Genomic DNA, 26,280 nt, shown 5'->3' with positions numbered 1-26,280 from the left:
ATGATAGGTGTGGCAGAGAAGCTCGCTAAGGGCTATGACATGGTTTTATCGCATGAGGCTGTGAGGGAGTTGGACTCAATACTTATTCGGAAAACATATCCGAAAGAAACAGTTGTATTAAACCTCCATGAGGTCTGTACAGATATGTATATTGTTGAGATAGGTATGGTCAGGCAGTTCTATTATAAAGACGGACGGGATATATCCGAACATTTCTCTTGCGAGGGGGATGTGGTATTCTGTATAGAAAGTTTGTTTTTGAAAGAGCCGACTACTTTATTGATGGAAACAATAGAGCCTTCTGTTATCTATCACTTGAATTATAGTCAGTTTCAGCAATTGTGTGATCGTTATACTGATATCAACAGATTGTACAGACGGATCGTAGAACAAGATCTGATAGTATCGCAGCGTAAGGCTGATTCATGGAGGTTTGAGAGTGCACGGGAGCGGTATGAGCGTTTTTGTCTCGAATATCCGGAAGCTGCCCGCAGGGCTTCTGTTGCGCATATTGCTACTTATCTACTGATGACTCCGGAGACATTGAGCCGGGTACGTTCCGGAATCTTATAAGTTCCTGATGTCTGTTAAGATACAATATAGGATGTATTGTTGCATTCATAATATAAAACAATCCTGCCCTTAACAGGCAGGATTGTTCATCTAAAACTGAAATTAAAGTTATCCTTGTTATATCTGAGATTATCTTACAACAGAAGATAATACTTGTTTCATAAAGTTTTTATCAGCAGAATCGAAGCGTATATTTGACTTTATCTGGAAATTATTCTTTGGATTCACCAGTTTTATTATCATATGGTTCCAACCTTTGTCAAGCATAATGTTAGGAATTTTACTCTCTTCTTTTCCTGTAATTTCCATAGAAGCTATCTGGTTATTATTCAGGTAAACCGTAATACCTCCCTCTCCTCCTACATACATATCCAGACTTGGCATATTCGGTTCAGCCAGCAGATTGCTTAAAGAACGCGGACTATATATCCAGAAGCTCATATATGCCACAGGTACTCTGTCCCTTTCGGGTTTGGCTAAAGTGAAGATTCCATCATTATCACTGGTGGCAACTTTCCAACTCTCATTATCGGATACAGTATTTAACTGTGGAACAACAGACGATTCGCCATGTATAAAATCGGTAGATAATAGCTTCTCGGTGCTTTGGGTATTTTTGCTTAAAGGGCCTAACAACAGTGCACGGTACAATCCGGCATCACTGCTGAGGGCTTGCATATTTTTTATATTGTCATTTGATATAGTAGCCCCCAGATTAGACAATATTTTTGTCAATAGAGAGGTGGTTTCCATTGAAATTTCGCTCAGGTCTAATGAGGATATGATAATTTCAGAGTTTCCTGATTCTATAGAAGCAATTACGATATCAGAACCTTTAGCTTCACGTTCGCTACGAAAAACATTTCCTGTCTTAGATGTTTCCGCCTGATAATTCCAACGCTGCCAATCTGTATTACAAGCTCTCAGGATAATATTTGCTTTCATAGCAAAATCACCCGACAAGCCATAATGCATAGCTGTTTTTCCTCGTGGGATCAGTTCAGAGAAATAAAAATCGGAATGATTTAATCCTTGCAGGAGCAAAGGAGTCCCTTCTTTCAGGAAAGATGTAGCCTGCCTGTCTTCTAAGGACACAGGATATGGTGCAAATTTATTAATAAAGTCTATTGATTGCCTGTTAATACCCATTACAAATATTTTTGCTCCGGCTTCTATTGCTTTCTGTATTTTAGGTAACAGGTTATCCGTTAAATTATTGCCGTCGACTATAACAAGGCTCTTATTGGTCACTTTACCCTCTGTAAGGATTTTCAACCCCATGTTTTCTAAATCTTCTTTTAGTTTAGAACTTTGAGAAGCATACACTATAATTGCATCTGCTGGATTTACTGTATTCTCAACCTCTGCTGTATCTTTTATTTTGTCATTATATGGAAGTATAGGCGTAGCGTTTGCATTCCGTACAGCTTCGAATAGAGGCCATGTACGGTATAGTGGTAGTGAGGCGTCGTAACCCGGATTCAGTGTTGTTGTATATGGCCCTAACCTTTCAGGCTGCATGCCATATGCACCTTCTTCGAATCCAAAGAAAATTCCATCTTCGGATACAGGTGGGCGTTTTGTATTTTTTAGCCCTAGTTCGAGTGGTTGCAAAGCGTACCAGGCCATATTGAATATAGAGCTGTACGACGCATTCAACTCCCGCTGCGTTTTTATTAACCCATAACTCTCAATAGCAACGGCTTCCATCCGCCCCTGCATACTTTCATATGCTCTGTTTCCATTATATTCAGAGGCTTGTTTGGGTGTTCCATAATATGCCATACTTTGTTCTCCTATGCCCCAGGGTTTACCTTCCGATGACCATTTTCTCATGCCATCCATGCCTCCATAATGTCCTATGACTGTAGGTAGATGTGTCGGGCGGTCGGTTTCTCCATCACCGGAAATCCAGGGGCGGGTAGGGTCTGCTTCCTTTGTAATTTCAACCCATCTGTTTATTTCATCCAGTTGCTTCTGAATAAGCGCCTCTGGAGCTTTAAAAACGTGCATAGCTACAGGTACCGTTTCATTGCAAACACTCCAACCAAATACTGATGCATGGTTTTTATCCCGCTTTATCAGACGGCGGATATGCTCGGCACAACTTTCCCAATAGTTATCACTATCAATTTTAGGACCGCCATCGCTTGACCAAATGCCGGTTTCATCAAGTACGCATATTCCCATTTCGTCGGCAACATCCAGATAAAAGCGTGGAAAAGGCTGAGCATGAAACCGTACCGCATTTGCATTGGCATCTTTTAGCATGCTGAACCATGCCCATGCATAACGGCGGGTCATTTGAGGCACACCCATAAAGTGCCATGAGTCGCCTCTTAATGAGACAGGCTTTCCATTGAGCAGAAGACGGTCGCCGGATATGGTAAACTGCCGCCATCCGAATCTGTCTTGCTTTATGTCGATTGTTTTATTATTTTCTTTCAGGCTTATTACAGCTCCATACAGATTTGGTGTATCAGGTGTCCAATAATCCAATTCATTAGAAACGGCTCTTTGTATGGTAATTTTAGTTACGGTATTTGCGCCTAATGTCACTTTCTTCTCTTCAGGAAAAACGAGAGATGCTTTTGTGGCAAGCTCGCTCTTTTCTTCAGGGCTTTCATTTATTGAACGGCCGGCCAGATTATACCATTTTTTTATCTCTGTATTCAGGCTTATTGTTTTCTTTTGGGCAGAGGTATTATTTATTTCGAGTTCTATTTTTAAATTCTTGTTCTGCACATCGGGCTGAATAAAAATATCTTGTATATATACAGGATTATATGCAAATAAGTATACATCTTGCCAGATCCCGGCCATTTCTATACCCCACATTGAACCTCCTACATATGTCCGGCGTCCGTATTTACCCGGTTCATCGAACAGACTGCCTTTAGCAACACCGACCATTATTTCATTTTCCTGTCCGGCTTTGATATAGGGGGTGATATCTGCTTCGAAGGGCAGGAACAGCTCGAAGTTATCCGCCACCTTTTGCCCATTCACATATACTTCGCTTTTTCCCATTACTCCTTCAAAATGAAGTATTATCTGTTTTCCATTCCAGTCGGACGGTATAGATATATTTTTCTTCATCCAGCCTATTTTGGCTTTTTCCCACTCTTTAGGATAGCTGGGATAGGCTATAAAATCACCACCTCGTCCGTCAGTAAAATTATTTACATTCCAAGGTGATGGTATTTTTATAGGAACACTCTCTTTTTTTAATGTGGACGGCACCCGGAAATCTGAGGCTTTTGCATCATAAACGGGCATAAAGTCCCATTTTCCGTTTAAACATAATTCCTGGCGATAAGGCCTCTCTTCATCATTTACTAACCCTTTTACCGGATTAAATGGAAATTTATAATCTATCGGGGACTGTGCCTGTACTTTATTTGTACATATCATACACAGAAGGATAGCTGCTATAAACTTTAAATAATTTTTTTTCATGAAACTGGTATTTATATAATAATTTAAGACATACAGATTCTGCAATCGGGAAAAGGCCGGGCTTTTCCGGTAGGACTATGCAAATAAAGACGAAACAGATTAACGGTCTGATTAACTTTTAGGTAAAAAAAAGATTAAAATGTGAGGTCTTATATATTATATATAAAAATGATGAAATAAAAGAGGCTTGTTTTTCACAAGCCCCTGAATAAATTATATTTTATCAGAATAGAAAACTAATTTTAAAACTTCTTCTCTATCACATCTGTCAGAGAATATTTGTATTGTACACCCAGCAGGTTAAAATATTCTTTGCAGAAATTATCGTAAATACTTTTGGCTATTCCTTTTTTTCCCGAGTTAAACAGAATCGAGCATTTCAGATATAGAGCTTCCTCATTTATAAAATCATGCAAAAGAATTGTGTCAGCGATATTAAGCTTCATATTATCATCCGGTTGATACTTTCCACTTTGTAATATATCAGTCAAAACATCTATCGTCAGATTAGAAAAATCACTTTTAAAATTATCTGTCCAGTCTGTTTCAGTATTAGGTAATAATACACCTCTCAACAGTAATTCAAGAAGGCGGTTTATCGAATCCCGGTCATCGAATTGGCTTTCTTTTATTGTAGAAAACAACTGCATCGCCTCAAAATAGTCGCAAGTGATACTTTTGCCAAATTTAACAGACCAAAAGCCATTCTGGCTTCCGATTTCAACGCCTCCCACACTTTCGAATATAGATCTGAGTTTACTAAAATATACATTCCTGTTTTTCTTTGCGGAAACTTCATCCTTATCGAACCACAAGAGCTGTATTATTTTCTTTCCGGATATCCCTCTTGCGTCTTTCTGTGTATATAATATGAGTAAAACAAGCAAATATTTCAGAGTTGGGGTAAACATTCCTGTGATATCATTTCCTTTATTGTCTTTTACTGTAAACCCTCCGATAAGACAGACCGATTGTTTTTCAAAATTGTAATGATTTTGTTTTTGGATAACAAGCTCATCCGGAATTCTTTCTACGTCCGATCTTTTCTCTTGTACATTGTCGGTGGTAGTAAATCTCTTATATATGGTGTTTTCTTGTTTTTTGCTTCTTATTTTTACTAACAGGGCAAATACGGCACAGATTATAGCAACGGATAGTATCGAAATAACAATAGGCAATAGATAATCGTCCTCACTATCGGATTGTTTAACAACCGCCTGCTGTAGATCGGCTATATAAACCGGCGGAAAATCGAGGGAGTAAATAGAAAGTAAGGATTCTGTATCAGAGACCTTTCTGTAAAAAAGAGCAAATAGTTTTTGTTGAGAGGCTGAATAATACAAATTCGTGTATAAGAAAAAGGCTTCGAGATCTTCATGAATAGGGTAGGATATCTGTTCGAATCCTTTTTTATCAGCACTGATTTTAAACAGAGTTCCTCCGTCTTTTGTGGTAAACAGATAAAAACAGTCTCTATCCTTATCATAAACCATGTTTTCCCCAGGCATGAAATCTCCGTCTATATTTTCCTCTTCCCACAACTTATTAGCTTGCCCCATAATGAGATTGACAGAATAGAAGTCATAATAATTGCGGGGAGATAGTTCCTGTCTCCCGGATTTACTGCCACGTCCGCCGAATATATACATCTGATTATCTACAATTGCTGAAGAGGCAGAGAATCTGGGTGAAATTTCAGATAGTTGAAACTTTTTCATACTTCCCCCATCTGTATTCATTTTTACTAAGTCGTGGTTATATTTATAAAATCCATAGCCGCCAAAAGAATAAAGAGTAGATTCATTAGCCAGATAAACCGCAGTATTATTCATATACCCCGGCTCTTTTACTGGTTTTGAGGGATAACTCCAGCTATTCGTTTCGAAAGAGAACGTAGATGTTATATCTTCATCTAAATTATATGTCACTATATTATTTCTAATGGTATCGAAGTAAATCATATTTGCCACATTGGCAACCATATATCCACTTTTGGACATAATTTCCGTTTCTCCTCCGGATTTTGAGTCGAAGACAGATATATTTTTAGAATCCGGCGATACGATATAAAACAGATGATCTTGATCGAATGTAAACTGGGAATTATCTTTAATTTTTTTCGAATATATTTTTTTCCATGACGAATAATCATCTATAATCCATTTTGGATTAGTTGCGATAGCCGGAACTTGTGATATTGAATCGAGTGATATATTCTGATTATGTTCTTTGAGTTTCCAATAGCGGGTCAGAGCCCCATTATGGAATATTTTAATATCCCTGATATTAACAGAAGCAATGTCGGTAATTCCGTAATTTTCGACAGGACATATCCCGTAAGAAATATAGACATCAGAAGAGGATGATAGATCGTAAGGTTTAGTCAATGTCGCCAAGCCATATGATAATGTGATTTCCTTGTGTTCTCTCGATAAAGTGATACTGACGGGAACCCATTGTTCACGGATAATTTCTTGAGATACAGTACAAGCTACTTCATTAATTGCTAGAAGAGGATATCGTTTATCATCATCGCTCACTGTGATCATCAGGTCTATATTCTCCTTTTTATCCGTGATAATACGAAACACTATACCAAATAAATATTCAGGACGAATATACATCTCAAATGACATCGTAAACTCTTTTCCCAGTTTCAAGGAAGAGCCATTCTCCAGAATAAATGCGGTTTTTTGAGAATCACTTTCCGGATGGGATTTTATAAACAGCCCGTAGTCTAATTTATTTAATTTATCTTGTGCATGTGCAGAACAAAGGCTCAATAGGAATAATAAAATCAGGTAACTTACTTTATTCATCGATTAGGTGTCTTTTCTGTATGACTAAGGAAAACTATAGTATATTGTAAAATTAGAATAATTCTTCATGTTTGCCAAAAAATAAAAAAACTAAATATAAATACACCAGCTATAAGGGTAATCCTCTATAATATTTACCTTTTTTTTATCTGTTTGTTAATTATTTTACCAACTGATGATGCTTTATTTTCCATCAGATTCCTTTAATTGATGTGTAAATTATTACTAAAATCAGAATAGTGTTCCTGATTTAACAGGAAACACACACTTCATAATAATTTTTCAGTAACCTGGCTTTCCTGTATTTGAAAATCTCTTTGATAAAAGACATGTAGTCTTAATCTTTTAACATTTTGAAGAAATTATAAATAGTGAAAAACAGTTTTTATTAGTCAACTTACCAGCCTTTATATGATTTTATCATAATTTTTATCCGGGTGTTGTCTTTTTTTTTATGACCTTATTAATATGCTGCGGCTATGTTTGCACTATGAAAAACCTGGAACTAAAGATATAATACTTGTATACTGATTGAAATTATTAATCATTTATTTAAACTTAAGTCTAACTATGAGAAAAAAGAAGATTCCTTTGATTTCGAGAATGTTTATGTTCTTGCTCATAATTCTATTGAGCTCATGTGAAGAACGTTCTTTCCCTGTATCTCCTATCGATGACCCTTATCCGTACATACCGCCAAGTGATGTGGGTATGTTAACGACGGAGTCCGGAGATGGTAGCATAAAACTAATCTGGAGTGACCCGCCTGAAGATAATGTGTCGCATATAGAAATTACAAATCTGAATGACAATACATCCAAAGTGGTCTCTAAAGGGGATAAAGCAGTGGAATTTACCGGACTGGAGAACTTCGAAAAGTACTCGTTCGAAGTTAAGGCTAAAAACTCAGAAAACCTGTATTCAGTAGGAGTGGTCATGTCTGCTTATCCATTTAGACAGGACAATGTAGCACCCGGCAATGTAAAGGATATTATTAGCTTTAAGGGAACAACCATAAAGGATGCTATACTTACATTTACCCTTTCCGGAGACGTTGACTATTCTCATGCTGTCGCATACATTAATGGAAGTGATGAAGGTGTTGCTTCGGCACTTCGCGGAAAGGTCATCAGATTGAGAACTGAGGACGAAGCAGGTATTAAATCTGTTTTAATTAAGTCTTTCGACTTTTCAGGCAATCAATCTGCAGGTATCACAGTCTTATCGTCCGATATCCCATTAGCGAATGTTGCCGGAGGTGATGAAGAAACTTCGGTAAGAGTTAAATGGACTCTGCATCCTGGTGTAGACTTTGTAGAAGGTTATCGTGTTGCATGGGGCGACAATTTTGCGAACACCAGAACTTTAGAAAAGACTGCGACAGATTATTCTTTCCCGTTGGATGAACTACAAAGCAATATTCAGGTGAATGTCTCCATGCTCGATGAAAATAACGCTGTATTAAGCACATATCCTCTTATTATAGATGGTAAGAGTATTCCTGGTACAGTAAGGGCAGATGCCGCAATTGCCTATAATGGATTGCAGATACGCGGCGATGGTGGCTTTGGTAATGTAGACAATAATTCGTGGGCAGAATACGAATTGAATGTAAAAGAAGACGGAGAATATCGCTTCAGTCCATATACCGGGGGGCCATCAGCGACTAAGGTGACAATATATATTGATGGAACGGAAACAGCGGTTGTAAATACTACACCTTCCGGTAATTGGGATGGCTTCATCAAGCAAACTCCATCTGCCAGTTTCCATCTTACAGCCGGTAAGCATAGAGTGAAAATGGTATTCGGAGATGGTCAGAATATTCTTAAATATTACTTCAGTCAGGAATAATAAATCTAATAACAATGAGAAAAACAAAGAAAAAATATAGCAGGTTGTTGATGCTTGCCTTGATGATGATACCAATTTTCATACAAGCTCAGACAATAGATATAAAAGGCACGGTTGTAGATGAAACCGGAATTGGACTTACCGGGGCAACAATTATAGTACAAGGCAAAACCGGAGGAGTTTCGGCTGACGTAGACGGAAATTTTACAATAAAAGCTGCAATCGGTGAAAAATTGCAAATCTCTTTCATCGGCTATGCTACAAAAGTTGTTGATGTCAAGGATAACAAATTTCTTACTATTGCAATGGAACCCGATTCAAAGGCGCTCGAAGAAGTTGTGGTTGTAGGATATGGTCAACAGAAGAAAGCCTCGGTAGTAGGAGCTATATCAGTAGTGTCTACTAAAGAACTGAAGCAGAGCCCTACGGCGAATGTGACAAACGCTCTGGCAGGAAAACTGCCCGGACTGGTAACGGTGCAAACAACAGGTGAACCGGGTGCCGATAATTCCGACCTCTACATTCGTGGTATCAGTACATTTACGGGAAGTCAAAAACCTCTGATACTTGTTGATGGTATCGAACGAGACTTTAAATATATGAGTGTACAGGAAATAGAGTCGATCTCTATACTGAAAGATGCGTCAGCCACGGCAGTCTATGGAGTACGTGGAGCGAATGGTGTTGTTTTGGTAACTACAAAGCGTGGGCAGGAAGGAAAGCCTCATGTCACGCTGAATGCCGATTTTGGTTTTCAAAGTCCGACACGGATGTTCGACATGGTAAATTCGTATGAAATGGCTGTCCTGTCTAATGAATATCATGTCAATAATGGTAATAATCCTATATTTTCTCAGGAAGAATTAAACGCTTACCGTTATGGAACTGATCCGTATCATTATCCGAATATAAACTGGGCTGATGAATTAATAAAAAATACAGCGCCGCAACAACAATACAATCTTACAATATCGGGCGGAAATCAAACTGCGAAATATTTTGTAATGGTAGGTATGTTAAACCAGCGAGGGCTATATAAGTTCGAAAATTATAATGCTGATTTTAATACGAATATCAGCTATCAAAAATATAATTTCCGGACAAATGCCGACTTTAAAATTAGTCCTTTTCTATCTGCAAAGGTTAACCTTGCAGGAGTGCTGGGTATGAAGCACCAGCCGAAAGAATCTGCAGAAACCGTGTTCGACAGAATCAGGGTGGCTAATCCGAACAGGGCTCCTATCAAAAATCCTGATGGGACATGGTCGACTCGCGAAAAAACCAGTTTCAATCCTGTGGCTGAAATTCTGGATGGAGGTTACTCTGATCAGAAAGAAACAGCGATTACTGCAACTGTTGGTATGAAGGCTGATTTCTCGAAAATATTGAAAGGCTTATCTGCAAATATTGATTTTTCATTCGACTTTAATAATACATTCGAGCAAAGAAGAACCAGGAGCAATGACTTCTTCCAGTTCAATGAAGACGGCACATATACAAGATTATATGAAGGATCGAAACTCGGTTATGGCTGGGGGCTCAATGTTTACGAAACACGATACAATTTCGAACCGTCTATCTCTTATGCAAACACATTTAATGATATTCACGAAATTACCGGGCTGTTATTATACAACCAGTCAGAGAGGCTTATAAAAGATGATAATTCGCTCAAGCGGCTGCCATATCGCCGGATGGGTATTGTTGGGCGTGTTACATATGGCTTTAAAAGTAAATATTTTGCAGAATTTAATGCCGGCTATAATGGATCGGAAAACTTTGCTCCGGGCAACCGTTTCGGATTCTTTCCTGCTGGTTCTGTAGGATATCTTATATCTCAGGAAGACTTTTGGAAATCTGATATTGTTAGTTATCTCAAATTCCGTTTATCGTGTGGATTGGTAGGGAATGATGCCATTGGCGATGTAGACCGCTTCCTGTATATGAGTTTATATAAGGATGCGGAAGGTCCTCAGTTTGGTTATCCGAATGCAGCCGGAACCTCAGGTTTGGCTGAGCTGAGAATGGGAAATGAGAATCTGACTTGGGAAAAATCGACAAAGTACAACTTTGGTATCGATGCCAAGTTCTTCAAAGATCAGCTTTCACTTACGGTAGATGCTTTTTATGAATACAGACGGGATATATTGACGTCATTAAGTACGATCCCGACTATATATGGTTTCTCATCTATTGTTACAAATGACGGAGAGGTGAGTAATCGCGGATTTGAAATCGACGGTATGTGGCGCGGACGTATCGGTAAAGACTTTTACTATAATGTGGGAGGGAATATGTCATTTGCCCGCAACAAAATAGAAAAAATACCGGAATCGCCGCAGAAATACGATTATAAGTACTCGCAGGGTAACCGTATCGGGCAGCCATATGGACGGATTTCTCTCGGACTGTTCCAATCGGAAGAAGAGATTCTAAGACATGCCGACCAACAAAATCCGGTCAGCCCCGGTGATATAAAGTATCTGGATATAAACGGTGATGGTATCATAGATGATAATGACCAGTATCCGATTGGTCATCCGCAGGTACCTGAAATATTTTTCGGGGGAACACTTGGCTTCTCATGGAAAGGCTTTGATCTCGCTGCTTTATTCCAAGGCGCAGCAAATTCGTCATACAATTTCCTTACAGGCCAGAATATGCCATTCTGGAACGAAAACAATACGCCTCTGGCTGTATGGATGGACAGATGGACTCCCGAAAACAGGGATGCGAAATATCCCCGTATGGCAGAGAGCAGTAACAATCGCCATACATCGTCTTTCTGGCAAATAGATAATAAGTATTTGCGCCTGAAGAGTTTGGAAGTAGGCTATACGATTCCTGAAAGGTTAACAAGGAAAGTGGGAATAGATGTATTCAGGGTATATGCCAACGGAGTGAATCTGCTGACATGGGATAATATAAAGGTCTATGACCCTGAAAACTATGTAAAAGGTAGTGGACGCGCTTATCCGATGATGAGGGTTGTAAATTTTGGATTCAATCTTTCTTTCTAATAACTATAAAAGCAAAAATAATGAAATTCAGATATTTAATAATAGCAATTGGATTCTTCTGCACAATAAGTTGCAGTGACTTCCTTGACAAGCAAGCCAGTGAGGATATCACGGAAATGGATGCCTATAAGGATTTGGCTAATGCCAGGAAAGTATTGAATAACCTTTACTACGAGTCAACAACAGCCCTATATAATCCCGTATCGCGCAGATTCGGGTACGATCTGGCCACAGATGACGGAGTGCAGGGATATGCCCCTTTATGGTCTAAATCATACAACCAGGGTACCATCACAGCCGATGATAATCCGAATGGAGATGACAGGGATGAGGGTACTCCTCCATCCACCAACTTTTGGAACAATTCATACAAGAAAATAAGGAAAGCGAATATCTTTATAAATAAGATAAATAGTGTTCCCGGCGATGAAAAGATAAAAAGGCGTTATCTGGCTGAGGCCCGGTTTTTAAGAGCATTCTTCTATGCTCATCTGATTCGCAATTATGGTGGTGTTGTAAAATTAGATTATGTATTGGAAGATTATCAGGAAGCTCTGAATATGTCGCGTATTACATTCAAAGAGTCAGTAGACTGGGTAGTACAGGAATTAAACGAGATAGCACCTGATATACCTACATCCAATGAAATTCTTTCCACAGAATTCGGGCGTATAACCAGAGGCGGAGTTTATGCATTAAAAGCCCGTCTGCTACTCTATGCTGCCAGTCCTCTTTTTAATACATCTACTCCTGTAATGCCGGAATATACAGATATTCAATACTACGGTAATTATGACAAAGAGCGTTGGTTGGCTGCTGCAAATGCAGCACAGCAGGTAATAGATCAGGGTTATGCCCTGTATAGGGGAGTACCGAACGAAAACGGACAGTATCCGACTAATTATACAGAACTGTTTATGAGTATATTCTGGACTGTCAACAGTGAATATGTGTGGGGATTTTATCCGAAGCAGGATAACGGATTTGTTGATGCGTCACATAATCGGAGCTGTGGAGGCTGGAACTGGACTAATCCTACGTTGGAACTGGCTGAAAGTTTTGAAATGCTAAATGGAAAATTACCGAATGAATCGGAAAGCGGATATGAGTTCAATAACCCCGGAAAAGACAGGGACCCGCGCTTCAAAGCATCTATTCAGTATCCGAATGCCGAATATAAGACTTACAGTTTTAAACCATGGATAGGAGGGAGTGCATCACATCTGGAAAGCCAGCGTACAGGAATGTGCCGTCAGAAATGGATCGATGGCTCTACATATCCGGGCGACCCCAATAATCCGAACAGTGGATTTATCTATCCGTATGTGCCTTACTTCCGTTTTGCTGAGATCTTATTGATTCACGCTGAAGCATTGAATGAATATTATAATTCGCCTAACGATGCTGTATATAATGATATAAATCTTATAAGAAGGCGTGTAGGCATGCCGGATTTACCCAAAGGTCTGACTCAGGCTCAGATGAGGGAACGTATCATGCGCGAACGTCGTGTCGAACTGGCGTTTGAAGACCATCGCTTCTTCGATTTACGCAGATGGGGCACGGCATACGATAAGCTGAATGGAGCGGTGCATGGCTACGACGTAACTAAAGGACAGAATGACGGATTCTACAATAAAGTACAAATCGGGGATAAGCGGGTCTTTATGAAAAAGCATTACCTGTCGCCTATTTCGACTTTCGACTTATTGTTGAATCCTAATTTACAACAGAATCCCGGCTATTAATAAAAAACAGAGATAACATGAAAAAATTAATATATACCATATTCATCCTGGCAGGATGCATCCTGCTTAACAATTGTTCTACACCGGATGACGATGTTGATGCTGACCTGGCTTTGAATCAAGCTGATAAAATAACAAGATTCAGAGTTTATAAAAATATTAATGAGTTTTATGATGCGACTATATCGCATGATGACACCACCATCGTATTGTCTCTCCCTGCTAATATGGGGCTTGATAAATTACAACCTGAAGTAATCGTCTCTGAAAATGCTAAAGTATCTCCTTCATCGGGAGCTATACAGAGTTTTATCACACCTCCGGTTATTTATAAAGTTGTAGCACAAGATGGAACTCATATCAGGGAATATAAAGTTACAGTAAACAACAATCTTAATTAATTGCTATGAAAAAATTATTGACCATATTATTGTCACTTCTTGTATTAGCTGGTTGTAGCGACGAAGATTACCCGCTGCTGGAACCATATATATATTTTGCTGACAATGTAGATTATTATGTAGTAGATCCGGATGTGGAAGTGGCCTATACGATAACCGGAAGTTTCAGTGCCGAAGGTATGATCCAGTCTGTATCAATAGATGGGGTTCAGTACACTGAAGAAGAAATAGGAGCGGAGCTCACTTCTACTTCAATATCCCATACTGTCGATCTCACCGGATTTACAGAATCCAGAACCATCCGGTTTACACTGACTGACAAAAGAGGGAAAACAACAACTCAGGATTTTCATTTTATCAAGGCTCAACCGGTTGAAACTTTTGTTGTTGAACTTGGCGCTCAGAACAATAGTGTACAGGGATTCTTTTTGTCACTGACTGATTATAAGACATATTCGGTAACAGATTTTCTGAATACTCAGAAAGACGTAGAAGGTATCTGCTTCGGATATAATAAAGACAAGAAAGAACCATTGTTATTGTCTCCTACAGGACTGCAAATAGCTAATGTGTTGCAAGATAAAGGAAACAAGATGGTAAGTATAGGTTCTGTACCTAAAGTCGACGGCGCGGCCTTCACCAAGATGGAGAATGATGCCATTATGAAAAATCTGGTTGGCGCCTCTTTTCGTACATTCGAATATACGACCGCCCGCAACGAAACCTCGTATTTGTTTAAAACAGAATCGGGACGATGGGGTATGCTATATGTACAGGAGATGTTGTCGGGACTTGCAGGCAACATGAAAGTGATAGTTAAAATAGAGAAAGTGGGTAATTAAATACATATCAGGAAAACAGGCTGGTACTTCGAATCTATCATACAGTATCAGCCTGTTATTTACATTTTATTTGCCTGATCTATATATCAGTAATTCTTCCTGTTAATAAATTAATTCGGAATCTGTACTTATGAAAAATTGGTTATCATTTATATCAAAATTTAAACGAGGGTTCTTCACGCTATCTATATTTCTTGTATCTGGATTTTTTATATCTCTCTACGGACAATCCTGGAAGCTGATAGAATCCGCTAAGTTTCCCAGGCAGGAAACATTCGTTGCAACACTTTCTGTCCTCGATCATGGGGCTAAAGGAGATGGGGTAACAGATAATACACAAACATTCCAGCGATTGCTGGATCAACTTGCCACATACAATGGCGGAACCCTTTACGTGCCTGAGGGGAAATATGTAATAAAAGGCGCTCTTAATGTTCCCAAAGGAATAACCATTCGTGGAGATTGGAAAAAACCGCAAAAAAACCAGCCAATCGAGGGTACTATTATTATGGCTTACGCTGGCAAAGGAGACGCAAGCAGTGCGCCTCTCTTCACACTGGAACCCGGTGCCGGAATAATGGATCTGGCCATTTGGCATCCCGAACAAACCCCAGATAATATCCAACAGTACCCGGCATCTGTAATGTTCGGAAAAACAGGCTACTGGGGTAATGACTATTGCAATGCAAAAAATATAACGTTCGTAAACTCATATATTGGATTAATGCTGTCCAGAGTAAACGGTGGTGGTTGTCCGATAATGAATCATCTATACGGAACACCACTTTCCGTAGGAGTGGAAATAGATAATATTGCCGATGTAGGACGAATTGAGAATGTTAATTTTTCTCCCGAATATTGGGCATCGTCCGGCCTGCCTAATGCTCCAGCCTCGGGAGGCTCATATAAAAACTGGATATATAATAACGGTACAGGTATCGTTATGAGGCGTAACGACTGGTCTTATACCTGCTATGTCGATATTGAAGGTTATAACAAAGGGATGCTGTCTGCTCATTCATTAGTGGCAGGTCAGGAAACATCCGTCCCCAACGGACATAACTATGCAATGACTTTTACGCGTTGCAAAACAGGAGTATATAGTGCCGATGTTAACGATGTGGGAGTTATGTATTCTAATATAAAGATGACGGATTGTGAAAACGGATTTGTGATAGGTCCGAATACAAGTGGAACGGTTCAGATTCAGGCATCTGAAATCAGTGCGACAGCCGAAGCTGTAAAAATAGATAAGTCGTCTAGTGTAAAAACTCTCGTAAATCAATGTGTTATAAATAAGGGAGTTGTTAACGCAGCCGGAGGTATATTAGTCGCAAATGATTGCGATTTTAAAAATCAGCAGCCTCAGATAGCATTAGGCATCGGGGCGCGTTCTGTTCTAACAGGAAACCGTTTTACTCAGGAGGTTAAAATTGATGATAAATCGATAATGAAATCAGTTATCGACCATAGCCCCCTATCCATCAAAAAGGTTCAGGATTTCACCAGAGTGGAAGAAAAAGCGAGGAAGCCTTTCCGCAGTGTGATGTATCTGGCCACTGTAGCGCCATATAATGCGAATGGCAACGGAGTGAAAGATAATACAACAGCCATACAATCGGCATTAGATAAAGCTGCTGATGATGGAGGTGGTGTAGTCTTCCTACCTCCGGGCAACTACAAAGTTACCGGAAATTTATCTGTGCCGACGGGAGTAGAGTTAAAGGGCGCAGTCGATTTAAGTTCGGCTCCTTTAGGTAAAGGTACAATCATTGAGGTGTATACAGGCAAAGGAAATCCGAATGGCCAGCCCTTTATGAAACTTGCGAAAAACAGCGGTATACGCGGGATTGTATTCAACTATCCGGAGCAGAGAGCAGCATATCTGCCCAATATGTTCGCATATCCTTATACTGTACAGGTTACAGGGGCGGATGCTTACATTATAAATGTGGGAATGCGTGCTGTAGATAAATTCGCTGATTTATTTACCTACAAATGTGACAATCACTTTGTAGATTATGTAATGGGACATGTATTTAATGGAGGAATTAAAGTAGGCACCGGTTCTGAAAACGGAGTGATACAGAATGTACATGTCAATATCGGTTGCTATGCAACAGGTGGCGAATCGAAATGGGGAAGCTGGCCTAATTCACCGATACCCGGGATAGAAGAAAGTCTTGTGCAGGCTTCATATAAATACGGATTGGAAAAACTTGATTTTATCGAATTGGGAGCATGCAAAAATCAACGTTTATATAATAATTTTATCTATGGAGCTCACAAAGGGCTTATACTAGGTGACAATAGTGGCAATGGCCCCGAAGGTATCTCGATGGGTACCGGAATAGACGGGACAACAAGCGCTGTTTGTATTGAAAAGATAGGTACAGGAGGATTCGATTTTATAAATACACAACTGGTTGCTATTGGCGACAATAACACATGGTATATAGAGACCGGAGCAGGATTTACAGGAAGCACTACATTCTTTAATTCCGATTACTGGGGTAATCCTAGCAGAGGAATGCAACTAAGAAATGGAACAATTGAACTGCAGTCTGCCAATTTTCATCATCCGGGACAGAGTGGGTTGGCAACACTGAATCATCCTGCTAAGTTAAGTTTTGTAGCTTCTACTGTCGCCCCTACGGACGCAATTCTGACAGATCCGGCAGAAGCTCAGTTATCAGTTCAGTCATCCGTATTAAATCCATCCGGCATCAATCCCGAGAAATGTGCACTGTGGAAAAACAATCTGGATTATGCTATCAGATATACAACCGAATATGTATACGATAGGACAGGGTGGACAGCAACTGCATCTCATAACAACAACAAAGCATACATGGCTATTGACAACAAATCCGAAACCAGATGGGATACAGGCGCGTCACAGGTCTCCGGACAATGGTTTATTGTTGATATGAAGAAAGTACAAAAGCTAGATGCTATCATTTTGGATGTGGCCGCAAGTGCAGGCGATTCACCTGTTTCTTATAAGATGTATCTCTCCGATGATGGTCAGACATGGACTAGTGCTGTGGCTTCCGGTAAGGGTACCAGAGATGTTTCTTTCATCTATCTGGATGAAACAGCAAGAGCAAGATATATAAAAATAGAGCAGACGGGACAGGCTGGGAATTACTGGTCGATACATGAGCTTTATGTTTACAACACCGATTTGAAAAAACAAGAAATACCATTAGACAGGACTGGTTGGATAGCTTCGGCTTCTAAAAATAATGACGGTGCGCAGAGGACTCTCGACGACGACCTTTCTACACGATGGGATACTGAAGCCGTACAGGAATCGGGTGAGTGGTTTCAGGTGGATATGTTGCAACCACAAAAGTTTAACAAAATCCATCTCGATTATACAGAAAGTCCGAATGATGGACCTGATAAATATGAAATCTATGTATCTGATGACGGAGAATTGTGGGGAGAACCCATCGCTTCCGGTGGCGGAACTAAAAGTACATTGAAAATTGAACTGGATGATCAGGAGGCGAGATATATACGCATTTTGCAAACAGGAACAAACGAAGGGGGGGATTGGTCGATACACGAATTCTGGGCTTATAATAATGAAAAGGAAATTGGAACTGTCAAATTTGAGATTATACCGACTCCGTCGAATGCCACAGTTCATATAAATGGGATAGAGCAAAGTTTTGCAATTATAGAAAAGGGCGAAGATGTGACTTATAAAGTATCGGCAGAAGGATATGTTACAGTGGAAGATACCCGTTCGAATCTTCAATCCGATACCCGTATCGAAGTAAAGCTCGAAGCTATATCTGTACCAAAAGTCAGATTCGAAATAGTGTCTACTCCTTCGAGTGCTATAGTAATAATCAATGGAATCGAGCAGAGAATTGTAGAAATTGAAAAAGGGAAAAGCGTTATTTATAAGGTTAGTGCAGAGGGATATCTAGACGCAGAGGGAACTGTGTCTGATATTCAATCGGATACTCGCCTAGAAGTTAATCTCGATCCAATTCCTGTAATCAGATTCGAAATTATACCTACTCCTTCGGATGCTACTGTAATAATAAACGGTTCGGAACAAAAAACTATAGAAATTCAAAAAGGACAGGATGTAACTTATAAAGTTTCGGCAGAAGGATATATTCCTGAAGAGAAAACGGTGACTAACATTCAATCAGATAAACAGCTAATAGTTAATCTGAATCCTATAGTTTCAGATCCGGACAAAGAAATAAGTTTTTCATATGACGGACATCACATAAAGGTAAGAGGTACAACAGGTGAATTCAGGCTAAGAGTTTACTCTGTATCCGGTAAATGCCTTATTGACAATACAACAAAAGGAGATGTGCCTTTCATCTGTCCTGCAAGCGGAGTGTATATTTTGAGACTGGATTATGAGGGCAGTAAATATGAAAAGAAAGTATTCCTCAACAAGTAGTCGAAGTAGTAGTTTTTAACTTATAATAAAAAAGCAGAATAATGTTTAGAAAGTTTTTAGTATGTGCATTGCTCACATTGCTGTTGGTTTCCCTGTCAGCCGGTTTAAAAGCCCAACAGAAAGATGTATATCTGGATGAAAAAGCGCCGACACACGACCGTATAATGGATTTGTTGTCGAGACTTACCATAGAAGAAAAAATAAGTCTTCTCAGGGCAACCTCTCCGGGAATTCCCCGTTTGCAAATACCAAAGTATTATCATGGAAATGAATCATTACATGGCGTTGTCCGTCCTGGTCGTTTTACGGTTTTCCCACAGGCAATAGGTTTGGCTAGTATGTGGAATCCCGAATTGCATTACAAAATAGCAACAGCCATATCCGATGAAGCCCGTGGACGGTGGAATGAACTGGAACAGGGCAAGTTGCAGACTCAGCGTTTTACCGATCTGCTTACATTCTGGTCGCCTACTGTGAATATGGCTCGTGATCCGCGATGGGGACGTACGCCTGAGACTTATGGGGAAGACCCTTATTTGTCGGGTGTATTGGGTACTGCATTTGTAAAAGGATTGCAGGGCGATGATCCCCGCTATCTTAAAATCGTTTCCACTCCGAAGCATTTCGCTGCTAATAATGAGGAACACAACCGATTTGTATGTAATCCGCAAATATCGGAAAGGCAACTGCGCGAATATTATTTCCCCGCCTTCGAAATGTGTGTGAAAGATGGTAAATCTGCATCTATCATGTCGGCATATAATGCAATAAATAATGTTCCATGTACGGCCAATCCGTGGCTGTTGACAAAGGTTCTGCGCCACGACTGGGGCTTTAACGGATATGTGGTTTCCGATTGCGGAGGACCTAGTTTATTGGTGTCGGCAATGAAATATGTAAAAACAAAGGAAGCCGCCGCTACTTTGTCTATTAAGGCTGGGCTTGACCTCGAATGCGGTGATGATGTTTATATGCAGCCACTGCTGAATGCATACAATCAGTATATGGTCAGTCGGGCAGATATAGACACGGCCGCATACCGGGTACTGAGGGCAAGGATGCATCTGGGTTTGTTCGATGATCCTGATCTTAATCCTTATAACAAGATATCCCCATCCGTTGTTGGTTCGGCTGAACATAAACAACTGGCTCTTGAAGCGGCTCGCCAGAGTATCGTTTTATTAAAAAATAACAACCGGACTTTACCTTTGAATCCTAAAAAAGTAAAGTCTATAGCAGTAGTCGGCATTAACGCAGGGAATTCCGAATTTGGGGATTATAGCGGTATTCCGGCTAATGCTCCGGTTTCTATTTTACAGGGAATCAAAGATAAAGTAGGGGACAATGCGAAAATCCTATATGCACCGTGGAAATCAGCGATGGACGGTAAAGAGATGATTTCAGCCCCTTATTTCCCCGGAGGTCTGAAAACGGAATATTTCAGTAATATGGAACTTTCGGGTACGCCAAAAACACGCACCGAAGAATGGGTAAACTTCGAACCAGCCAATCAGGCGCCGGACCCGTTTATCCCTCCGTTCCCAACTTCGATCCGATGGTCGGGTAAATTACGTCCTGAGGTGTCCGGAGATTATACAATCTATTATACAGCTGACGATGGCAGTCGACTGTTTATCAATGGAGAGAAATTAATCGATGCATGGGTTGAGCGTAGTATCGCTACTGATTCAGTGTCTTTATATCTTGAAGGAGGTAAAGAATATGATATCAGGGCCGAATATTTCAATAACCGCGACAATGCTGTAGCCAGGCTATATTGGAAAGTGCCGGATGTAGGTTCAAAACAACGTCTGGATATGTACGGTGAGGCCGGAAAGGCCGTCAGGGAGTGTGAGCAGGTAATAGCTGTTTTAGGGATAAATAAAACCATTGAGCGTGAAGGACAGGACAGGTATGACATTCATTTGCCTGCCGATCAGGAGGAATTTATCCGGGAAATATATAAAGTCAATCCTAATATTGTGGTAGTATTGGTTGCAGGAAGTTCTTTAGCTATTAATTGGATGGATGAACATGTCCCTGCCATCGTGAACGCATGGTATCCGGGAGAACAAGGTGGAACAGCCGTTGCAGAAGTGTTGTTCGGTGAGTATAATCCGGGAGGACGTTTGCCTGTTACATATTATAACAGCCTTGAAGAAATCCCATCTTTTGACGATTATGACATTACCAAAGGACGTACATATCAATACTTTAAAGGGAAGCCGCTTTATCCGTTCGGCTATGGACTGAGTTATACTACATTCGCTTACAAAAACTTACAGATAAATGACAACGGAAATAATATCAAAGTCTCCTTCGAACTGAAAAATACCGGGCGTATGGACGGTGATGAGGTTTCTCAGGTATATGTGAAAATACCTTCTTCGGGAATCTTTATGCCTATAAAAGAACTGAAAGGATTTCAACGCAGCACCCTCAAAAAAGGTGCGACGAAAAACGTAGAGATAAATATAAGGAAAGACCTGTTGAGGTATTGGGACGATGCAACGGAAGCATTTGTTACCCCTAAAGGTAACTACGAATTTATGATTGGAACCTCGTCACAGGATATACAATTGACAAAGAGTTTTACTTTGAACTAAAAACTATTAAATGAGAAATATTGCAATCAAAATCCTGATTTTAATATACTTATTTATTTCAGTTACAGGGTTTTCACAGAACAAAGAATATAATCCGATAGAAACAGCAGTACCCTCATTAACCATTGCGCCCGATGCACGTTCGGGCGGGATGGGTGATGTTGGAGCAGCAACAACGCCCGACGCTTATTCTCAATACTGGAATCCGGCAAAATATGCTTTTGCAACCAGTAAAGCCTCTTTAGCCCTGTCATATACTCCATGGATGCGGAGTGTGGTGAATGGAATATCTCTACTCAATGCTGTAGGTTATTACAAACCGGGAACAGAAAACAATCAGGCATTGAGTGCATCTCTACGATATTTTTCGATAGGAGATGTGTATCTGGCCGATGCACAAGGCGAGTTTATAAGCACTGTTGCTCCATCGGAACTGGCTGTGGATATCGGTTATTCACGGAAATTGACAGAGACTTTTTCCGGCTCTGTAGTTATCCGTTATCTACGTGCCAACTATTCCGGCATAGAGGACGAAGATTCTTCTGACGGTACATTTGCCGCTGATGTTGCCGGCTATAATGAATCCTATATCAATATAGGAAAGTCGGAAAGCCTTTTGGGACTTGGGTTTAATATATCCAATATAGGAGGAAAGATATCTAACGGTGGACATAACAGAGAAAGTTTTATTCCTGCGAATTTTAGAGTGGGCACATCATTAATGTACCCTTTGGATGAAAAGAATTCATTAACCATTGCCGCCGATCTGAATAAACTGTTAGTACCTACTCCTCCTGTTCTAAAAGATGATGAATCGATAGAAAATTATAGAGAAAGAGTACTCGAATATGAAAAGATGAGTTCCTTCAAAGGGATATTCAAGTCTTTTGGAGATGCTCCCGGTGGATTTTCGGAAGAGATGAAAGAAATAACCTGGGCGTTGGGGCTTGAGTATGATTATGATAGTAAATTCAGGCTGAGGACAGGTTATGCGAATGAGAATGTACTGAAAGGGAACCGCAAGTATCTGACATTTGGTACAGGTCTTAAAATAAATGCATTCCAGCTAGATGCAGCTTATATACTGGCAACCAATAACTCAAATCCTCTGGACCAGACATTACGTTTCTCTCTGGCGTTCGATTTTGAGGCTATTATGAAATTACTGAATAAATAGTTTACAGATTGGCCGAAAACTTTATCTATAGTATGTAGCCGGTAGCCTTTGGCCGTTAGCTAATGTTCTTTGAAAGATTGATTCGTAAATTTGTAGATTAGCATATTAGCAAATGGGTGAAATAGTGTAACCTTTGTAACCTTTTTGGAGAAAGATATGAGATACGAGGTGTTAACTACTCTCTATCGAGATGCTTCGCTTCTCTGAGCAAGCTAATTATTAATTTTTCATTCTTAATTATTAATTGTTTTCTGTGTTACTTTTGTTACCTTTTCTTCTAATATACCTGCTAATACTCATCATTAATTGAATTTTTATATATCTGTTAACCTTACATCGGACTATTTATTAATGGCATACTGTTTTCTTTGTGCTATATGAAAAATACACAAGAATAAAATATCATAAAAAACTAAGAGTATAATGAAAAAAAAGACGAAAGCATTTATTTGCCTGCTATGTGTCCTGTTTTTCTCCACTATAGCGGTGGCACAGAATAATATTGCGGGAATTTCTACATCAGTCAATGAAAAAACGGTCAATGCCGTAGCTGACAACAACCTGAAAACGAATTGGAAACTGGCCTCGAAAGACTTACAAAAAGCGGAATGGCTGATGTTTTCGTTACAAAAAGCGGGAGATGTTAATGCAATCACCATAGACTGTGAGGGAATAACACCTCAGGAATTGCAAAAACTTCTATCGGTGTATATTACATACGATCCTATGAATCTGGGGGTTCCTGTTAGTTACACTGTATCGGCCAAGGGTAAGGCATCTGTACTGTCATTTACACCAAAGTATGGGGCGCATGTCCGTTTTGTATTTAAGGAAGGGGTACTGAAGAAAGACTTACTGATAAAAGAAGTCTCGGTATCTATCCTCGATAAAAAAGCGGAAATAGCAAACGTACCATTAAAGGAGAGGGCTTATATGAATCCTAATCTGCCTCTGGAATCCCGTGTAGAAGATCTGCTGTCTGTGATGACTGTAGAAGATAAAATGGAACTACTTCGCGAAGGTTGGGGAATACCGGGTATACCACATTTAGGAGTTCCTGCTATACATAAAGTGGAAGCGATACATGGCTTTTCTTATGGCAGCGGTGCAACTATATTTCCTCAGTCAATAGGTATGGGCGCTACATGGAATAAAAGGTTGATAGAAGCTGCTGCTATGGCTATCGGAGACGAAACCGTAAGTGCCAATGCCGTACAAGCATGGTCACCCGTATTGGATGTTGCACAAGATGCCCGGTGGGGGAGATGTGAAGAGACTTACGGGGAAGACCCGGTATTGGTAACGGAAATAGGAGGTGCATGGATAAAAGGATACCAGTCGAAAGGCTTAATGACCACTCCAAAGCATTTCGCAGCCCACGGAGCACCTTTAGGAGGGAGAGATTCCCATGATATAGGACTTTCCGAGCGGGAGATGCGCGAAATTCATCTGGTACCTTTCAGAGATATCTATAAAAAATATAAGTATCAATCGATAATGATGTCTTATTCGGATTTTCTGGGAGTTCCTGTTGCAAAGAGTAAAGAACTCCTGAAAGGAATTCTGCGCGATGAATGGGGCTTTGACGGGTTCATTGTCAGTGACTGCGGAGCCATAGGGAACCTGACTGCCCGCAAGCATTATACAGCAGTAGACAAGGTAGAAGCAGCCAAACAGGCTCTTGCTGCAGGCATTGCCACCAATTGCGGAGATACCTACAACGATCCTGATGTAATAGCGGCAGCTAAAAGAGGAGAGTTGAATATGGACGATTTGGAATACACCTGTAAAACATTGCTGCGCACATTATTCAGAAACGGATTGTTTGAGAATAACCCTTGTAAACCTCTCGACTGGAATAAAATATATTCCGGATGGAACTCACCGGAGCATCAGGCTTTAGCCCGCAAAACGGCTCAGGAATCTATTGTCTTGCTCGAAAACAAAGGGAATATCCTGCCATTATCAAAGTCGCTTAAGACCATTGCAGTGATTGGTCCGGGAGCAGATAACCTGCAACCGGGAGACTACACTTCCAAGCCTCAGCCGGGACAGCTAAAATCTGTGCTTACAGGGATTAAAGCAGCTGTGAATAGCAGTACAAAAGTATTATATGAAGAAGGATGCCGTTTTATCGGCACAGAAGGAGCTGATATAGCAAAGGCTGTGAAAGCAGCAGAAAGTGCCGATGTGGCAGTACTTGTACTGGGTGACTGTTCTATAAGCGAAGCCCTGAAAGGGATAACCAATACTTCGGGAGAAAACCACGATCTCGCTACATTGATATTACCGGGAGAACAGCAGAAATTGCTGGAAGCTGTATGTAAAACAGGAAAGCCGGTTGTGCTGATATTACAGGCCGGACGTCCTTACAACCTGTCTTATGCTGCTGAAAACTGCCAGGCAGTGCTTGTAAACTGGCTGCCGGGTCAGGAAGGTGGTTATGCAACCGCAGATGTGCTTTTCGGAGATTATAATCCTGCCGGACGCTTGCCAATGACATTCCCAAAGGATGTGGCACAATTGCCATTGTATTACAATTTCAAGACATCAGGACGCGTCTATGACTATGTAGATATGCCGTATTATCCTTTATATCAATTCGGTTATGGATTGAGTTATACTTCATTTAGCTATTCGGATCTGAATATATCATTGGAAAAGACCGGGAATGTATCGGTGAATGCGACTGTGACAAATACAGGAAAGGTAGCCGGGGATGAGGTTGTACAGCTATATATAACTGATATGTATGCCAGTGTGAAAACCCGTGTGATGGAATTGAAGGACTTTGACAAGGTTTATCTGAATCCGGGAGAGTCGAAGAAAGTGTCCTTTGTTCTTACCCCTTACCAGTTGTCCTTGCTTAATGATGAGATGGACAGGGTGGTAGAAAAAGGTTTATTTAAGATAATGGTCGGAGGCAAAAGCCCTTCTTACGTTGCAAAAGATCGTATAAAAGACAGTGTCGGTTTCATCGAAGCTAAGGATGGAATCAACGGGGAGATAGACTATCCTCTGAACTTTAATGCAGATTTTGCTATAACAGTCGTAAGTGTTGAAGACCAGCCGGGAAAAGACGCAAAAGTGGCAAATGTACTGGTTACAAATACAGGAAACCTGACCGATACAGGAAAGCTGATGATGTATCTCGACGGCAAGAAAATAGGGGATACACGCCATTATGATTTGGAACCCGGTGAAGAAAAGCAATTCCAAATTGAAGTATCACAGAGCAACTTTAAGACATTACAATTCACATCGAAATATAAAAGCGTAACTTATACAAGTAAATGATATGAAAATAAAGAACTACAAGCTTACCCTTGTAGTTCTTTATTAT

12 protein-coding genes are annotated in these 26,280 nt (G+C 40.2%); 10 read left to right on the top strand and 2 right to left on the bottom strand.

Annotated elements, in window-relative coordinates; genetic code table 11:
• The gene (locus tag IR083_RS01960) at positions 1 to 573 is read left to right on the top strand and encodes a Crp/Fnr family transcriptional regulator (RefSeq protein WP_194223048.1); all 573 of its coding nucleotides are present in this window, start codon (positions 1 to 3) and stop codon (positions 571 to 573) included.
• Positions 574 to 702: 129 nt separating this feature from the next.
• Here the strand turns inward: IR083_RS01960 and IR083_RS01955 are convergent, their stop codons facing one another.
• Entirely contained in the window at positions 703 to 4,032 is a 3,330-nt protein-coding gene (locus tag IR083_RS01955) for a glycoside hydrolase family 2 protein (protein WP_194223047.1), read from the bottom strand.
• A 242-nt stretch (positions 4,033 to 4,274) separates the two neighbouring features.
• Positions 4,275 to 6,851, bottom strand: coding sequence for a hypothetical protein (locus tag IR083_RS01950; RefSeq protein WP_194223046.1), 2,577 nt, complete (start codon positions 6,849 to 6,851; stop codon positions 4,275 to 4,277).
• Between the two features lie 570 nt (positions 6,852 to 7,421).
• Here IR083_RS01950 and IR083_RS01945 point away from each other — a divergent pair.
• From IR083_RS01945 to IR083_RS01905, 9 genes are all read left to right on the top strand, one after another.
• Complete coding sequence (locus IR083_RS01945; protein WP_194223045.1) at positions 7,422 to 8,705, top strand: carbohydrate-binding protein; 1,284 nt, start codon at positions 7,422 to 7,424, stop codon at positions 8,703 to 8,705.
• Between the two features lie 14 nt (positions 8,706 to 8,719).
• Entirely contained in the window at positions 8,720 to 11,725 is a 3,006-nt protein-coding gene (locus IR083_RS01940) for a SusC/RagA family TonB-linked outer membrane protein (RefSeq protein ID WP_194223044.1), read from the top strand.
• Between the two features lie 20 nt (positions 11,726 to 11,745).
• Positions 11,746 to 13,473: a RagB/SusD family nutrient uptake outer membrane protein gene (locus tag IR083_RS01935; protein ID WP_194223043.1), complete on the top strand. Its 1,728-nt coding sequence runs from the start codon at positions 11,746 to 11,748 to the stop codon at positions 13,471 to 13,473.
• A 17-nt stretch (positions 13,474 to 13,490) separates the two neighbouring features.
• Positions 13,491 to 13,874 (top strand): hypothetical protein, encoded by a 384-nt coding sequence (locus IR083_RS01930; RefSeq protein WP_194223042.1) that lies wholly within the window; start codon positions 13,491 to 13,493, stop codon positions 13,872 to 13,874.
• 5 nt (positions 13,875 to 13,879) lie between these two features.
• Positions 13,880 to 14,716 (top strand): lipoprotein, encoded by an 837-nt coding sequence (locus IR083_RS01925; RefSeq protein ID WP_194223041.1) that lies wholly within the window; start codon positions 13,880 to 13,882, stop codon positions 14,714 to 14,716.
• Between the two features lie 130 nt (positions 14,717 to 14,846).
• Entirely contained in the window at positions 14,847 to 19,154 is a 4,308-nt protein-coding gene (locus tag IR083_RS01920) for a discoidin domain-containing protein (RefSeq protein ID WP_194223040.1), read from the top strand.
• Positions 19,155 to 19,195: 41 nt separating this feature from the next.
• Positions 19,196 to 21,760 carry a glycoside hydrolase family 3 C-terminal domain-containing protein gene (locus tag IR083_RS01915; protein ID WP_194223039.1) on the top strand — a complete coding sequence of 855 codons (2,565 nt, stop codon included), beginning with the start codon at positions 19,196 to 19,198 and terminating at the stop codon, positions 21,758 to 21,760.
• A 10-nt stretch (positions 21,761 to 21,770) separates the two neighbouring features.
• Positions 21,771 to 22,937 (top strand): type IX secretion system outer membrane channel protein PorV, encoded by a 1,167-nt coding sequence (gene porV, locus IR083_RS01910; RefSeq protein ID WP_194223038.1) that lies wholly within the window; start codon positions 21,771 to 21,773, stop codon positions 22,935 to 22,937.
• A 423-nt stretch (positions 22,938 to 23,360) separates the two neighbouring features.
• Positions 23,361 to 26,234, top strand: coding sequence for a glycoside hydrolase family 3 C-terminal domain-containing protein (locus tag IR083_RS01905; RefSeq protein ID WP_194223037.1), 2,874 nt, complete (start codon positions 23,361 to 23,363; stop codon positions 26,232 to 26,234).
• Positions 26,235 to 26,280: the final 46 nt, after the last annotated feature.

The organism is Dysgonomonas sp. GY75 (genome assembly GCF_015234155.1).
GTDB lineage: Bacteria > Bacteroidota > Bacteroidia > Bacteroidales > Dysgonomonadaceae > Dysgonomonas > Dysgonomonas gadei.
This window is presented reverse-complemented; position numbering and strand designations above follow the sequence as displayed.

Excerpts from the sequence above, each read along its gene's own strand:
- IR083_RS01960 (WP_194223048.1), top strand. The coding sequence starts at position 1 with ATGATAGGTGTGGCAGAGAAGCTCGCTAAGGGCTATGACATGGTTTTA.
- IR083_RS01955 (WP_194223047.1), bottom strand. The coding sequence starts at position 4,032 with ATGAAAAAAAATTATTTAAAGTTTATAGCAGCTATCCTTCTGTGTATG.
- IR083_RS01950 (WP_194223046.1), bottom strand. The coding sequence starts at position 6,851 with ATGAATAAAGTAAGTTACCTGATTTTATTATTCCTATTGAGCCTTTGT.
- IR083_RS01945 (WP_194223045.1), top strand. The coding sequence starts at position 7,422 with ATGAGAAAAAAGAAGATTCCTTTGATTTCGAGAATGTTTATGTTCTTG.
- IR083_RS01940 (WP_194223044.1), top strand. The coding sequence starts at position 8,720 with ATGAGAAAAACAAAGAAAAAATATAGCAGGTTGTTGATGCTTGCCTTG.
- IR083_RS01935 (WP_194223043.1), top strand. The coding sequence starts at position 11,746 with ATGAAATTCAGATATTTAATAATAGCAATTGGATTCTTCTGCACAATA.
- IR083_RS01930 (WP_194223042.1), top strand. The coding sequence starts at position 13,491 with ATGAAAAAATTAATATATACCATATTCATCCTGGCAGGATGCATCCTG.
- IR083_RS01925 (WP_194223041.1), top strand. The coding sequence starts at position 13,880 with ATGAAAAAATTATTGACCATATTATTGTCACTTCTTGTATTAGCTGGT.
- IR083_RS01920 (WP_194223040.1), top strand. The coding sequence starts at position 14,847 with ATGAAAAATTGGTTATCATTTATATCAAAATTTAAACGAGGGTTCTTC.
- IR083_RS01915 (WP_194223039.1), top strand. The coding sequence starts at position 19,196 with ATGTTTAGAAAGTTTTTAGTATGTGCATTGCTCACATTGCTGTTGGTT.
- porV (WP_194223038.1), top strand. The coding sequence starts at position 21,771 with ATGAGAAATATTGCAATCAAAATCCTGATTTTAATATACTTATTTATT.
- IR083_RS01905 (WP_194223037.1), top strand. The coding sequence starts at position 23,361 with ATGAAAAAAAAGACGAAAGCATTTATTTGCCTGCTATGTGTCCTGTTT.